This window comes from Gibbsiella dentisursi (assembly GCF_039539505.1).
In the GTDB taxonomy this organism is placed as follows: Bacteria; Pseudomonadota; Gammaproteobacteria; order Enterobacterales; family Enterobacteriaceae; genus Gibbsiella; species Gibbsiella quercinecans.
Genome location: NZ_BAABDG010000002.1, coordinates 775,685 through 789,044 on the forward strand (window position 1 = coordinate 775,685; position 13,360 = coordinate 789,044).

The following is a 13,360-nucleotide window of genomic DNA, read 5'->3' on the forward strand; positions in this document are numbered from 1 at the left end:
GGTATTAACCGCAGTTATTTCTGGTCAGGCAGTGCGTAGGCGATGATGTAATCGCCCAGCGTGGTGCCAAAGGAGCCGTGGCCGCCGGCGGCGATCACCACGTACTGCTTGCCGTCTTGCTCATAGGTCATCGGCGTCGCCTGGCCACCGGCCGGCAGACGCGCTTCCCACAGTTTTTCACCGGTATTGGTGCTGAAGGCGCGCAGATAGTTGTCGGCCGTGGCGGCGATGAAGAATACATTGCCGGCGGTAGTCACCGGGCCGCCCAGCATCGGCATACCCATCTTGAATGGCAACGGCAGCGGCGAGCTGTCGCGTACCGTACCGATACGTTTCTTCCACACTATCTGGTTGGTTTTCAGATCCACGGCGGAAACGTAGCCCCAGGCCGGCTGTTTACAGGGCAAACCGAATGGCGACAGGAAGGCGTTCAGTTCTACGCCATACGGCACGCCGTACTGTGGCTGGATGCCGGACTCGGTGCCAGAGCCGCCTTTATCATTCGCCGGCGGTTCGATGGGGTTGCCCGGCCCACGTGGGATCAGTTTCGATACGAACGGCAGCGCCATCGGGTTGGCGATGGCGATCTGGCGATCGGTGTCCACCGCGATGCCACCCCATTCGAACATACCCAGATTGCCTGGGAACACCAGCGTGCCCTGTTCGGAAGGCGGCGTGAAGATCCCTTCATAGCGCAGACGGTGGAAAATTACCCGGCACACCAGTTGGTCGAACATGGTGGCGCCCCACATGTCCTTGCCGCTCAGGTTGTCTTGCGGGCGGAAGGTCAGATCGGAGAACGGCTGGGTTGGCGATAAACGGTCGCCCTGCGCTGCACCTTGCGGCACCGGGCGTTCCGGCGCCGGAACCACCGGTTCGCCAGTGCGGCGATCCAGCACGAAAATATTGCCAGTTTTGGCCGGGGCGTAAATCACCGGCACAGTGTGGCCGTTTTTGTCGGTGATGTCAGCCAGCGTCGGCTGTGCCGGCAAATCCATGTCCCACAGATCGTGGTGCACCGTTTGATAAGACCACACCAGTTTGCCGGTGGTGGCGTTCAGCGCCACGATGCTGCTGGCGTAACGCTCCTGTTCCGGCGTGCGATTGCCGCCCCAGATATCCGGGGTGGAGACGCCCATCGGCAGGTAAACGATGTCCAGCTTGGCGTCATACGCCGCTGGCGCCCAGGAGTTGGGCGAGTTCAGGCTGAACTTGTGCTCGTCGTCTGGAATGGCATTCGGATCTTTGGCGCCCGGATCGAAAGCCCATACCAGCTTGCCGCTGTTAACGTCGAAACCGCGGATCACACCGGACGGTTCGCGGGTGGAGTAGTTATCGGTCACCGCGCCGGCGATGATAATCACCTGGTTGGTGACGATCGGCGGCGAGGTCGGTTCATACTGGCCGGCCGTCGTAACCGGCTGCTTGTGCTGTAGATCCAGCACGCCGTTGTTGGCGAAGTCCGGGCACGGTTGGCCGGTGGAGGCGTCCAGGGCAAACAGGCGGCCGTCGTTCACCGGCAGTATGATGCGGCGTGCGCACAGCATGGGCGCACTGCCGTTCGTTTGCGCCGCTTGCGCTGTCTCATGATAAGAGACGCCGCGGCAAGTCACATGCTGGAAGGTGGGGTTCGGCTTCAGGCCCGGATCGAACTTCCATTTTTGCTGACCGGTTTTGGCATCCAACGCGAACAGAATCTGGTGCGCGGTGCACAGGTACAGCATGTCGTTGACCTTGATCGGCGTCACCTCGTTAGTGATTTCGCCCGGATCGTTCGGGGTTTTCAGATCGCCGGTGCGGAATGTCCAGGCCACTTGCAGATCTTTCACGTTTTGTTCGTTGATCTGTTTCAGCGGTGAGTAACGGGTGCCGGCCTGGGTGCGGCCATACGCCGGCCAGTCGCCGTCAGCGATGCCCGTGCTGTCGCCAGCGCTTGCCTGCTGCTGTGAAGCCGGCAGCGTGCCGTTGATTTCCTGCGGATCGTTGAACACGGCATAGGCCAGGATTGCGCCGCTGATGACCAGGCTCAGCGCCAGCGCGATGGCAGAATAGTTACCGGTAACATTGAAGCCACGATAAACGAACGGCAGCAGCAGCCAGATGCCGAAGATAACCAGTACGTCGGCACGCGGCGCCAGCGCCCAGAAATCGAAACCCACCTCCCACACGGCCCACAGCATGGTGCCGAGCAGTAGCAGCGCATACAGCGCCAGCGCCCGGGTAGAGCGACGGTAGATCAGCAGTGCCGTCGCCAGTAGCAGCACGCCGCTGATGATGTAGTAAACTGAGCCGCCAATCGCTGACAGCCAGATGCCGCCCACCAATAAATAGGCGCCGCTCAAAATAGCGAACAATACGGTCAGGAACCGTATGACGCGCGATGATGAGGAATGATTCCCCATAGTCTTACCTCGTTTTAATTGCCGTTAACGCAAAAAACGCCCCAGCGGAGCGCTTTCCCTGTAATTATATCCACTACTCACATAACATTCTGATAAAGTGGGTATTTTATGTTTTTCCTCGTTCCATCGAGCATTGCCTGCATAAATGTTCCATTTATGTAAATTTTATATGATTTTTTCAACGAAAGTTAAGCTTAACTGTAACGGTTTATACTCTCGATAATTCGAGTTGCAGGATAAAAACACGAAAGCGTTTTTAAACAGCGCTAACGCTGCGGAAGGCCCAGGCATGGGCCAGTAATAAAGCCAACGCACCTGCAACTTGAAGTATGACGAGCCCAATGCTCTTGGGCATTTCTTCCACGATCTTGGCCAGCAACGCTGAACATCGTCACTGCATGGGTTCAAACAGTCGCTCCGTCTTGCGGTGCGGTTCGCCGGCATGAAGCTGCCCGGCATCTGGCCGTTCGTTACAGGCGGTTGGCGTATTGGTCTGCGGCGTTATGAAGATAACCAACTGATATATTTCCCCGCCGTCGGGGCTTCTTTTCTCTGCGCCGGTTAATAACGGAAAATTTATTAGAGATAAAGCTATCACCGGCCTGTATTTACTCGCCGGTGCGGGCTTTTATATTATTTTTTACCCGGAATATTATGCCGCCACGGGAAGGCGCTGCTCTGGTTTGGTGCGGATTTAACATTTCATTTCCCTACGCTGGTGCGTTTATTTTTCATTTAAATCATTAATTTATGCGTGCGGTTTATCTGTGAATTTTACACTTCGTTTACGGCATAAAATTTTTTTGCCGCCGGTTTTTCGCATTTTTATTTCTCAAACGTCTGGCATGCTTTCTGCATTGCTTCAAATAAATCGGCGTAATTAAAGATAGATTTTTATTCCGCCAACGGGCGGTAAAACATTGGCAATGATTATTCCTTCGTCATGATAAATATAAGGATTTATCTATGTTAAGTTTCGATCCCGATAAAATCGCGCTGCCCGCCGGCCATTATATCAACGGCCGGCAGGTGGCCGGGCAGGGCGAGCGCCTGGTAGTTAAACGCCCTTCCGATGGCATGGTTGCCGGTGAGTTGGCGCAAGCGGATGCGGCGCTGGTGGACGAGGCGGTCAACAATGCCGATCGCGCAGTAAAAGAGAGTGGCTGGGCCAGTTGCCCACCCCGCCAGCGCGGCGCGGTGTTAAGGCGCTGGGCTGATTTGATCGTCAGTGATAGCGAGCTTCCACGGTTGGAAGCGCTGGGCTCGACCCGGCCAATCAACGATGTCGTTAACCATGAAATTCCGTTCACCGCCGAGGCGATCCGTTTCTATGCTGAATGCGCGGATAAATACAGCGGCGATCTGCTCCCCACGCGCGATGCCAGCCTGGGCATGCTGGTGCCGGAACCGTATGGCGTGATCGGCGCGATAACCCCCTGGAATTTTCCGCTGTCGATGGCGTCGTGGAAGTGTGGCCCGGCGCTGGCGGCGGGCAATGCGGTGGTGCTCAAACCGTCTGAATTAACGCCGTACTCCACGGCGCGGATGGCCGAACTGGCGGTGCAGGCCGGGCTGCCCGCCGGTGTGCTGAATATTGTGCAGGGCGGCGGAGCGGTAACCGGCAGCGCCCTGGTGGCGCACCCTCTGGTACGCAAAGTCTCTTTTACCGGCTCGACGCAGACCGGCGCCCGCATCATGAGCGATGCGGCGTTTAATGGCATGAAGCCGGTCACCCTGGAGCTGGGCGGCAAAAGCCCGCAACTGGTGTTCGATGACGCGGGGGATATCAGCGAAGTCGCCGGGCGCATCCTGCGCGGCTTTACCGCCAATGGCGGCCAGGCCTGCGTAGCCGGGACGCGGCTGATTGTGCAGCGTGGCATTGCCGAGGCCTTGATCGATAAATTGATAGCCCTTTGCCAAGGGTTCCGCCCCGGCGTGACCTGGGATGAAACCAGCCGCTACGCGCCGTTGATCGACGCTCGCCAGGCCAACAAAGTGCAACAGATTGTTGATGCCGCCTGCCGGCAAGGCGGTGAAATATTGGTCGGCGGATCGCGTTTTGACGGCACCGGCGAAGGCTATTTCTGGCAGCCGACGCTGATCGCCAACGTGGCCGTAGAAAGCCCGGCAGTGCAGGAAGAGATCTTTGGCCCGGTGCTGACGGTGCAGCTTTTCGATGACGAAGCCGAAGGGCTGGCGCTGGCGGCCCATCCTACCTATGGCCTTTGCGCCGGGGTGCACACCCAAAACCTGGCGCGCGCGCTGCGGGCGATGCGCGCCATTGCCGCCGGCACCGTATGGATTAACCGCTATGGCCGCTCCGGCGACTTTATTATCCCAACCGGCGGGTTTCAGGGGTCCGGTATCGGCAAGGACTTGGGGCGCCAGGCATTCCAGGCTTGCCAGCGTTTGAAAAGCGTATTGATCGACTTCTGAGCATTCCCCCTTAATCCTTCATTTTGCAGAGGTAGCAACATGGCCGTGTTTAAACCGAAATATATCACCTTCGATTGCTATGGCACCCTGATTAAGTTTGACATGGCCGGCGCCGCCGCGGCGATCTTCGCCGATCGCGTCAGTAGCGACCAGATGGCCGCATTTACCACCGATTTTTCCCATTACCGTATGGATGAAGTGCTGGGCGCGTTCAAACTCTATCCTGACGTGGTTGGAAACGCCTTGTACCGCACCTGCAATAAATGGGGCGTGGAATGCACCCAACGTGATTGCGAAGCGATAATGGCCGCCTGCGCCACCTGGGGGCCGCATGCCGATGTGCCGGCCGGGTTGGCGAAGGTTGCCCAGGCGTTCCCGCTGGTGCTGCTGACCAACTCCACCGATGAACTGATTAAAAACCATGTGCCGCGCCTTGGCGCACCGATTCACCTGACCATCACGGCGGAAGAGGTGGGTGCCTATAAACCGCAGATGAAAGGCTTTGAGTACATGCTCAACAAGCTTAACTGTGGCCCGGAAGAGATCCTGCACGTCTCCTCCAGCCTGCGCTACGACCTGATGACCGCCCACGATTTGGGCATCAAACACAAGGTTTTCGTCAACCGCGGCCACGATCCGGCCAACCCGTACTACGGCTATAGCGAAATCAACGACATCGGCGGCCTTCCTGCCGTTGTGGGTTTATAAGCGCGGGGGGCAGGGCATGAAACTGGCCTCTTTCTGGCAGGCGACCGCACCGGCCTTTAGCGGCGGCGCCCAGGGCGAACTGCCCGCCACGGCCGATGTGGTGGTGATCGGCGGCGGTTTTACCGGCATCTCCGCCGCGCTCAGCCTGGCGCGCAGCGGCCTGAACGTGGTGCTGCTGGAGGCGGCGGAGGTGATGAGCCAGGCCTCCGGGCGCAACGGCGGCCATTGCAATACCGGCGTCGCGCAAAACTTTGCAGCGCTGGCGGCAAGCCAGGGTATTGAGCAAGCCACCCGTTACTATCAGGCCTATGCCAGGGCGGTGGATTATGTGCAGCGGCTGGTGGCGGAAGAGCAGATTGACTGCGATTTTCGCCGTTGCGGCAAGCTGAAGCTGGCTAGCAAGGCTTCGCATATGCCGGCATTAAAGGCGGCTTATGACATGATGCGCCGCCATGTCGATCCGGACGTCACTTTGTTAAGCGCCGACGAGGTCAGAGGGGAAATTGATTCGCCCGCTTTTCATGGCGGGTTGTTGCAGCAGCGTGGCGGCCAGATGCATATGGGGAAATTCGGCGTTGGCCTGGCCGATGCGGCAGCGCGCGCCGGCGCGCGGATCTACCCGCACACGGCTGTTAACGGCCTGGCGCGGCTGAGCGGCTACCGCCACCGCATCAGTACCGCACGTGGCGATATCCTGGCGGACAAAGTGCTGATGGCGACCGGCTGTTCCAACGTTGGGCCATTTGCCTGGTTCCAACGCCGTATCATCCCGGTGGGCAGTTTTGTGATCGTCACCGAGCCGTTGGCCGCCGGCCGGCTTGAACACCTGTTGCCGGGCGGTCGCACCTATGTCACCTCGCTGAATCTGGGCAATTACTTCCGCACCACCGCCGATCGGCGGTTGGTGTTCGGCGGCCGCGCGCGTTTTGCCATCAGCAATCCCGCATCCGACGCACGCAGCGGCGAAGTGTTGCGCGCCGGGCTGGCCACCATGTTCCCCTCACTGGGCAACGTCGGCATTGATTATTGCTGGGGCGGCCTGGTGGATATGACCGCCGATCGTCTGCCGCATGCCGGTGAGCATGAAGGGGTGTTTTACTCGCTTGGCTACAGTGGCCACGGCACGCAAATGTCGGTGTGGATGGGCCGGGTGATGGCGGATTTGCTGGCTGAAAAGGCCAACGAGAACCCCTGGCAGCATAACGACTGGCCGGCGGTACCCGGCTATTTTGGCAAACCCTGGTTTTTGCCCATGGCGGGCTTGTACTACAAGGCTAAGGATCGGCTCTCCTGAGTTATTCAACGTTTCGTTATTGAGGGTGTGCAGATGAGTAAATTTCCTAAAGCATTCAATCGCGTCAACCCAGCGTTAACCCAGGCGATCACGGATGTGGCAATCTCGCGGCGCGGCATGATGAAGCTGCTTTCCGCGGGCGTAGTCATGAGCACCGGTCTGTTGGGGTTCCCCGAGTTCGGTCTGGCGGCGGAAACCCCGGTTAAAGGCGGCAAGCTGCGTGCGGCGATGGCGAATGCTTCGGCCACCGACACGCTGGATCCGGCCAAGGGCAACAACAGCGGTGACTATGCGCGCCAGTATATGTTCTATAACGGTCTGACCGAGCTGGATAAAAACCTGATCCCGCAGCCCGCGTTGGCGGCATCCATCGCCAGCAGCGACGGCATCACCTGGCAAATCAAGCTGCGCCCGGGGGTAACGTTCCATGACGGTAAAGCACTGACCGCGCAAGACGTGGTATTTTCCCTCAGCCGCCATCAGGATCCGGCGGTGGCTTCCACCGCCATTACCCTGGCCAAGCAGTTTGCCGCCGTCAGCGCCGTTAACCCCGGCGAAGTGAAGCTGGTGCTCGCCCAGGCCAACTTTGATCTGCCGGCGTTGCTGGCGACCAGCCCGTTCCTGATCCTGCAAGACGGCACCAAAGACTTCACCAAGGCGAACGGCACCGGCCCGTTTATCTGCAAATCCTTTACCCCGGGCGTCGGCACCACGGGGGTGAAAAACCCCAATTACTGGAAGCCGGGCCTGCCGCACCTGGATGAAGTGGAACTGCTGGGCGTGACCGATCAGGCAGCGCGCGTGAATGCGCTGATGTCTGGCGATTTGCATATGATCTCCACCCTGTCGGCCAACGATGTGAAGCGCCTGAAACAGGCGGGCCAGTTCGGCATTCTCGAAAGCCGTTCCGGCATGTACACCAACCTGATCCTGCGTACCGATATCACCCCCGGCAGCAACGAGGATTTTGTGCTGGCGATGAAGTATCTGCAGCCGCGTGAAATGCTGGTGAAAACCGTGATGCAGGGGTTCGCCACCGTAGCCAACGATACGCCAGTGCCGCCGTGGCACCCGATGTTCAACCAGGATCTGCCGCAGCGCCCGCTGGATGTTGACAAGGCCAAGTTCCACCTGAAAAAGGCCGGCATGGTCGGCGCGAAGGCGGAAATCATCACCACGCAGAATATTGAGGGCGCGGTGGAAGGGGGCCAGTTGATCCAGCAGTTTGGGCGCCAGGCGGGGATCAACTTCCAGGTGCGCCGCGTGCCGTATGACGGCTACTGGTCAACCCACTGGACCAAAGATCCGATCGGCTACGGTTCGATCAACCCGCGCCCAACCCTGGATATGCTGTTTTCGCAGTTTTACCTCTCGGATGCGCCGTACAACGAATCCGGCTGGAAGAACCCGCAGTTTGATCAACTGGTGGTGGCGGCCCGCGGGGAAAGCGATCAGGCGAAGCGCAAGCAGATGTACGGCGATATGCAAAAGCTGATTTACGATCATTGCGGCACGCTGATCCCAACGTTTATCAGCTCGCTGGATGGGCACAGCAATAAGGTGAAAGGGGTGGAAGCCTGGCCATCGGGCATGATGATGGGCTACCGCTTCCATGAGTACGCCTGGCTGGCGGCCTGACGGCAGGAAGAGGAGAGGGTGATGAACAGATACATGCTGTTATTGATTGCCCGGCGCATTGGCACCGGCATCCTGACCCTGTTGATCGTGTCGGCGGTGGTGTTTTTCATTACCAGCCTGCTGCCTGGCGACGCCGCGCAGATGGTGCTGGGCCAAAGCGCCACGCCGGAAACGGTAGCGGCGTTGCGCCAGCAGCTCGGGCTGGATAAGCCGTTGCCGATACGTTACCTGCACTGGCTGGCGGGCATGCTGCAGGGCGATTTCGGCACTTCTTTCGCCAGCCATCTGCCGGTGGCCCAACTGGTGGCGCAACGCATCCCCGCCACTTTCCAGTTAGCGGGCATCACCACGCTGGTATCGGTGCCGCTGGCATTGCTGATTGGTATTTCAGCGGCGATGAAGCGTGGTTCGCTGTTCGATCGCGCGTTGATGGTCGGCACCATGTCGGTGGTGGCGGTGCCGGAATTTCTGGTGGCGACCATCGCCGTGCTGATTTTCGCCGTCAAGCTGAAGTGGGTGTCGGCGATGTCGCTCGGCACCCCTTCATTGGATGTGATCAGCTATCTGCAGGCTTACGCGCTGCCGGTCTTGACGCTGTGCTGCGTGCTGGTCGCGCAAATGGCGCGGATGACCCGTTCGGCAATCATCAACCAGATGGACAGCCCCTACCTTGAAATGGCGCGTTTAAAGGGGGTATCGCCGCTGCGCGCCGTGCTGAGCCATACCCTGCCGAATGCCGTGGGGCCGATTGCCAACGCCATTTCGCTCAGCCTGTCTTATCTGTTTGGCGGTGTGATCATTATTGAAAGCATCTTTAGTTATCCGGGGCTGGCCAGCCAACTGGTGGATGCCGTCAGCAACCGCGATCTGCCGGTGGTGCAATTGTGCGTGATGCTGTTCGCCGCCTGTTATCTGGTGCTGTTGCTGGCCGCCGACATCCTGACTATTGCCTTCAATCCGAAATGGAGGGGCTGATGAAGACACTCACGCTACCGTGGCGTTTTTTGCTGTCGCTGAGCCTCAGCGGGCGTATCGGCCTGCTGATCACCCTGTTCTGGATCTTGATGGCAGTGTTTGGCGGCGTCTTGGCTCCGCACGATCTAGAAGGCATCGGCGCGGGCGATCTGTTCGGCGGCGTCAGCGCCCAGTTCTGGCTGGGCACGGACTACCTGGGGCGCGATATTCTCAGCCGCATTTTGTATGGCGCGCGCTATTCCATCGGCCTGGCGTTGGGGGCCGCGGTGCTCGCTAGCCTGATCGGCACGCTGCTGGCCTTGCTGGCGGCGGTCACCGGCCGTTGGGTGGAGGAGTGCCTTGGGCGGATAAATGATGCGTTGTTGGTGCTGCCGGGCAAGATCCTGGCGTTGATGGTGGTGGCGGTGTTTGGCTCTTCGTTGCCGATGCTGATTATCACCGCCGTCTTCACCTATTGGCCGGGCGCGTACCGTATCGCCTGGGCGATGGCGTCTTCGCTACGTTCCATGGATTATGTGCAGGCATCGCGCCTGCGTGGCGAAAGCCGTGCTTATATCGCGCTCCACGACATGTTGCCGAATATGTTGCACCCGATGCTTGCCGATTTTGGCCTGCGTTTTGTGTATATCGTGTTGTTGCTCAGTGGCCTGAGCTTCCTGGGGTTGGGCGTGCAGCCGCCTTATGCCGACTGGGGAACGCTGGTGCGGGAGAATTTAGCGGGGCTATTTGACGGCTCGCCTGCGGTGTTGATGCCGGCGATTGCCATTGCCAGCCTGACCATCGGCGCCAACCTGTTTATTGACAGCTTGCAGGCCATGCGCCCGCTCAAGTTGGTGAAGGGGGTTGCATGAATATTACGCCACATGCCGCGCGGCCAGCCGTTTTGGTTGAAAACCTGCGGGTGAGCGCATTGGCCGACGATGGCCAGGAGATTGCGCTGGTTTCTGATATTCGTTTTAGCGTCCAAAAGGGAGAAGTGTTGGCGCTGATCGGCGAATCCGGCTCCGGGAAAACCACCATCGCGTTGGCGCTGATGGGCTATGCGCGCCACGGCTGCCGTATTGCTGAAGGCAGCGTGCACGTCGCCGGCGTTAACGTTACCCAGCTATCGCCCAGGCAGCAGTGTGCCTTTCGCGGCAACAAAGTGGCCTATATTGCCCAGAGCGCGGCGGCCTCTTTTAACCCGGCGATGAAAATCATCGATCAGGTGGTGGAGCCGGTGGTGATCCATCGGGTGATGAGCCGGGCCATCGCCGAGAAAAAAGCGGTTGAGCTGTTTCGCGAGCTGGCGTTGCCTAACCCGGAAACCATCGGCCAGCGTTATCCGCATCAGGTTTCCGGCGGCCAGTTGCAACGCCTGATGACGGCGATGGCGTTGATTACCGATCCGGAGGTGGTGATCCTTGACGAGCCGACCACCGCGCTCGACGTAACGACACAGGTTGAGGTGCTGAAAGCGTTTCGCCGCGTAGTGCGCCAGCGCGGCACCACGGCGATTTACGTCAGCCACGATTTGGCGGTGGTGGCGCAGATGGCGGACCGTATCCTGGTGCTGTTGAAAGGAGGGATTGCCGAATACGGCGCTACTGAAGCGCTACTGCGCGCGCCGGCGGCGGAATACACCCATCGCTTGCTGGATGCCGCACAGCAAAAGGTGCGGCCAAGCAGTTGGCAACCGCAGGAAGGCATTGTTCAACCGCTGTTGGAAGTGCGCGAACTGTGCGCGGGCTACGGCCCGTTGGATAAACACCAGCAGCCGAAGATAAAGATTCTCGACGATATCAACTTCAGGCTTTACCGCGGCCAGGCGATCGGCATTATCGGCGAGTCCGGCTCCGGGAAAACGACGCTGGCGCAAGCGATCGCCGGCATGAACAAACCCTACCGGGGCTTTATGCTGTTTAACGGCAGCTATATCGACGGCGATATGCGCCAGCGGCCGGAAGACGAGTTGCGCCGCATCCAATATGTCTTCCAGATGGCGGATACCGCGCTTAACCCGGCGCACAGCATTGAAAAAATCCTCAGCCGGCCGCTGCGTTTGTTCCACGGCTTGCGTGGCGCGGCGCTGGAAGCGCGATTGTTCCAACTGTTGGACTTGGTGCGGCTGCCGCGCAGCGTTTTGTGGCGGCGCCACGGCGCGCTTTCCGGCGGGCAGAAGCAGCGGGTCAACCTGGCGCGGGCATTAGCCGCCGAGCCGGATCTGATCCTCTGCGATGAGGTGACTTCGGCGCTGGATACGGTAGTAGCGGCGGAAGTGCTGGATTTGATTACCGATCTGCGCCGCGAGCTGGGGCTGTCGGTACTGTTTATCAGCCACGATATGCACGCGGTGCGTTCGGTGTGTGATGAAATTATCGTGGTGAAAAACGGCCGCATGGTCACCCAGGTGGCGCGCTGCGACTACGACAAACCTTCCAGCGAGCTTTACTATGAGCGCCTCAAGCGTGCGGTGCCGGAGCTGCGCCAGGGCTGGCTGGATGAATACGATGATAACGAGATCGCGCTGTAACGCGTGATGACATTTGGGCCAACGGCCACTAAGACAATGATGATAATGGAGTAATACAGCGATGCCAGCACCGATTCGATACGTACAGGACAGCCGGTATTTTCCGGAAGCGGCAGATGTAGTGGTGATTGGCGCCGGGATTGCCGGTTCGGTGGCCGCATATGAGCTGGCGAAAAAGGGTGTCAGCGTGGTGTTGGTGGAAAAAGGACTGGTGGGTGGCGAACAATCCAGCCGCAACTGGGGCTGGTGCCGCCAGCAAAACCGGGATGAACGCGAACTGCCGCTGATCATGTATGCGCTGCAACGCTGGGAGGCGTTAGGTAAAGAAACCGGCGAAGAGCTTGGCTTCCGCCGCACCGGCCTGGTCTATGCCACCGGCGATCAGAGCGAGATAGACGCCTGGGATAATTGGGGCAAAATGGCCAAAGGCTATGGCGTGCGCAGCGATATTTTAAATGCGCAGCAGGCCAAAGCGATGACGGCGGGCAGCACCAGCAACTGGCTGGGGGGCGTGTCATCGCCGACCGACGGGCATGCTGAACCTGCGTGGGCCTCCCCCGGGTTGGCGATTGCCGCCCAGCGCCTGGGGGCGAGCATCTTCCAGCAGTGTGCGGTGCGCGGCCTGGACATTTCCGCCGGGCGCGTCAGCGGGGTGGTGACCGAGCGTGGGCTGATAAAAACCAGCCGTGTGATCTGCGCCGGCGGCGCCTGGACGTCAATGTTCTGCCGGCGTCATGGTATTGATTTGCCGCTGGGCAACGTTATCGGCACCGCGTTTCGCACCGCGCCGATCGCACAGACTATTGCTCTGCCGCTTTATACACCGTCGTTTGCCTGTCGCCCACAGTTGGACGGCAGTTATACGGTGTCGGTTTCCGGCCGGGGCCGCTTGGAACCCGGCGTGCAGGGGCTACGTTACGCACGCCAGTTCTACCCGATGTTCAAATCGCGGCGCAAGAACCTGACAATCAATTTGGGCATCGGGCCATTTTTCAACGGGCCAGAATCCCCGGCGCGCTGGCAGTTTGACGGTCCGTCGCCGTTTGAAAGAATTCGTATTCTCGATCCGGCCGCCGATATGGCAATGGTGGAAGAGGGGCTGGCGGCGATGCGCAAAGAATACCCGGCGCTGGCGAATATCCGCCTGGAACAGGCATGGGGCGGGATGATCGACAGCACGCCGGACGCGGTGCCGGTGATCTCCACGGTGGAAAAACTGCCGGGGCTGGTGCTCTCGGCCGGATACAGCGGACATGGTTTTGGTATTGGCCCCGGCGCCGGGCGTTTAGCTGCGGATTTGGCGACCGATGCCCAGCCGATTGTCGATCCCACCCCGTTCCGCTACGCGCGGTTGGTGGACGGCAGCGGCCTGGATGTGCCGGGCATGATGTAAAA

At 59.6% G+C, this 13,360-nt stretch carries 9 protein-coding genes; 8 read left to right on the top strand and 1 reads right to left on the bottom strand.

What is annotated here, in order from left to right; all coding sequences use genetic code 11:
* Positions 1–14: 14 nt before the first annotated feature.
* Positions 15–2,402 carry a glucose/quinate/shikimate family membrane-bound PQQ-dependent dehydrogenase gene (locus ABFX35_RS03990; protein ID WP_346079318.1) on the bottom strand — a complete coding sequence of 796 codons (2,388 nt, stop codon included), beginning with the start codon at positions 2,400–2,402 and terminating at the stop codon, positions 15–17.
* Positions 2,403–3,368: 966 nt separating this feature from the next.
* Between ABFX35_RS03990 and ABFX35_RS03995 the strand changes: the two genes are divergently transcribed.
* The 8 genes from ABFX35_RS03995 (at position 3,369) to ABFX35_RS04030 (ending at position 13,358) form a co-directional block, all read left to right on the top strand.
* Complete coding sequence (locus ABFX35_RS03995) at positions 3,369–4,838, top strand: aldehyde dehydrogenase family protein (RefSeq protein ID WP_279024494.1); 1,470 nt, start codon at positions 3,369–3,371, stop codon at positions 4,836–4,838.
* Between the two features lie 39 nt (positions 4,839–4,877).
* Positions 4,878–5,546: a haloacid dehalogenase type II gene (locus ABFX35_RS04000; RefSeq protein ID WP_121553873.1), complete on the top strand. Its 669-nt coding sequence runs from the start codon at positions 4,878–4,880 to the stop codon at positions 5,544–5,546.
* 16 nt (positions 5,547–5,562) lie between these two features.
* On the top strand, positions 5,563–6,840 hold the full coding sequence (locus ABFX35_RS04005; protein WP_346079320.1) for an NAD(P)/FAD-dependent oxidoreductase: 1,278 nt from the start codon (positions 5,563–5,565) through the stop codon (positions 6,838–6,840).
* 33 nt (positions 6,841–6,873) lie between these two features.
* Positions 6,874–8,478: an ABC transporter substrate-binding protein gene (locus tag ABFX35_RS04010; RefSeq protein ID WP_346079322.1), complete on the top strand. Its 1,605-nt coding sequence runs from the start codon at positions 6,874–6,876 to the stop codon at positions 8,476–8,478.
* A gap of 21 nt (positions 8,479–8,499) precedes the next feature.
* The gene (locus ABFX35_RS04015) at positions 8,500–9,453 is read left to right on the top strand and encodes an ABC transporter permease (RefSeq protein WP_346079324.1); all 954 of its coding nucleotides are present in this window, start codon (positions 8,500–8,502) and stop codon (positions 9,451–9,453) included.
* Positions 9,453–10,304 (top strand): ABC transporter permease, encoded by an 852-nt coding sequence (locus tag ABFX35_RS04020; protein WP_279024486.1) that lies wholly within the window; start codon positions 9,453–9,455, stop codon positions 10,302–10,304. The genes ABFX35_RS04015 and ABFX35_RS04020 overlap by 1 nt, the downstream gene beginning before the upstream one ends.
* Positions 10,301–11,965, top strand: coding sequence for an ABC transporter ATP-binding protein (locus ABFX35_RS04025; RefSeq protein ID WP_346079327.1), 1,665 nt, complete (start codon positions 10,301–10,303; stop codon positions 11,963–11,965). Before ABFX35_RS04020 ends, ABFX35_RS04025 begins: the two co-directional genes overlap by 4 nt.
* Positions 11,966–12,026: 61 nt before the next feature.
* The gene (locus ABFX35_RS04030) at positions 12,027–13,358 is read left to right on the top strand and encodes an NAD(P)/FAD-dependent oxidoreductase (protein WP_346079329.1); all 1,332 of its coding nucleotides are present in this window, start codon (positions 12,027–12,029) and stop codon (positions 13,356–13,358) included.
* Positions 13,359–13,360: the final 2 nt, after the last annotated feature.

What these genes read in the sequence shown, in the direction of transcription:
- ABFX35_RS03990 (WP_346079318.1), bottom strand. Translation starts at nt 2,402, where the DNA reads ATGGGGAATCATTCCTCATCATCGCGCGTCATACGGTTCCTGACCGTA.
- ABFX35_RS03995 (WP_279024494.1), top strand. Translation starts at nt 3,369, where the DNA reads ATGTTAAGTTTCGATCCCGATAAAATCGCGCTGCCCGCCGGCCATTAT.
- ABFX35_RS04000 (WP_121553873.1), top strand. Translation starts at nt 4,878, where the DNA reads ATGGCCGTGTTTAAACCGAAATATATCACCTTCGATTGCTATGGCACC.
- ABFX35_RS04005 (WP_346079320.1), top strand. Translation starts at nt 5,563, where the DNA reads ATGAAACTGGCCTCTTTCTGGCAGGCGACCGCACCGGCCTTTAGCGGC.
- ABFX35_RS04010 (WP_346079322.1), top strand. Translation starts at nt 6,874, where the DNA reads ATGAGTAAATTTCCTAAAGCATTCAATCGCGTCAACCCAGCGTTAACC.
- ABFX35_RS04015 (WP_346079324.1), top strand. Translation starts at nt 8,500, where the DNA reads ATGAACAGATACATGCTGTTATTGATTGCCCGGCGCATTGGCACCGGC.
- ABFX35_RS04020 (WP_279024486.1), top strand. Translation starts at nt 9,453, where the DNA reads ATGAAGACACTCACGCTACCGTGGCGTTTTTTGCTGTCGCTGAGCCTC.
- ABFX35_RS04025 (WP_346079327.1), top strand. Translation starts at nt 10,301, where the DNA reads ATGAATATTACGCCACATGCCGCGCGGCCAGCCGTTTTGGTTGAAAAC.
- ABFX35_RS04030 (WP_346079329.1), top strand. Translation starts at nt 12,027, where the DNA reads ATGCCAGCACCGATTCGATACGTACAGGACAGCCGGTATTTTCCGGAA.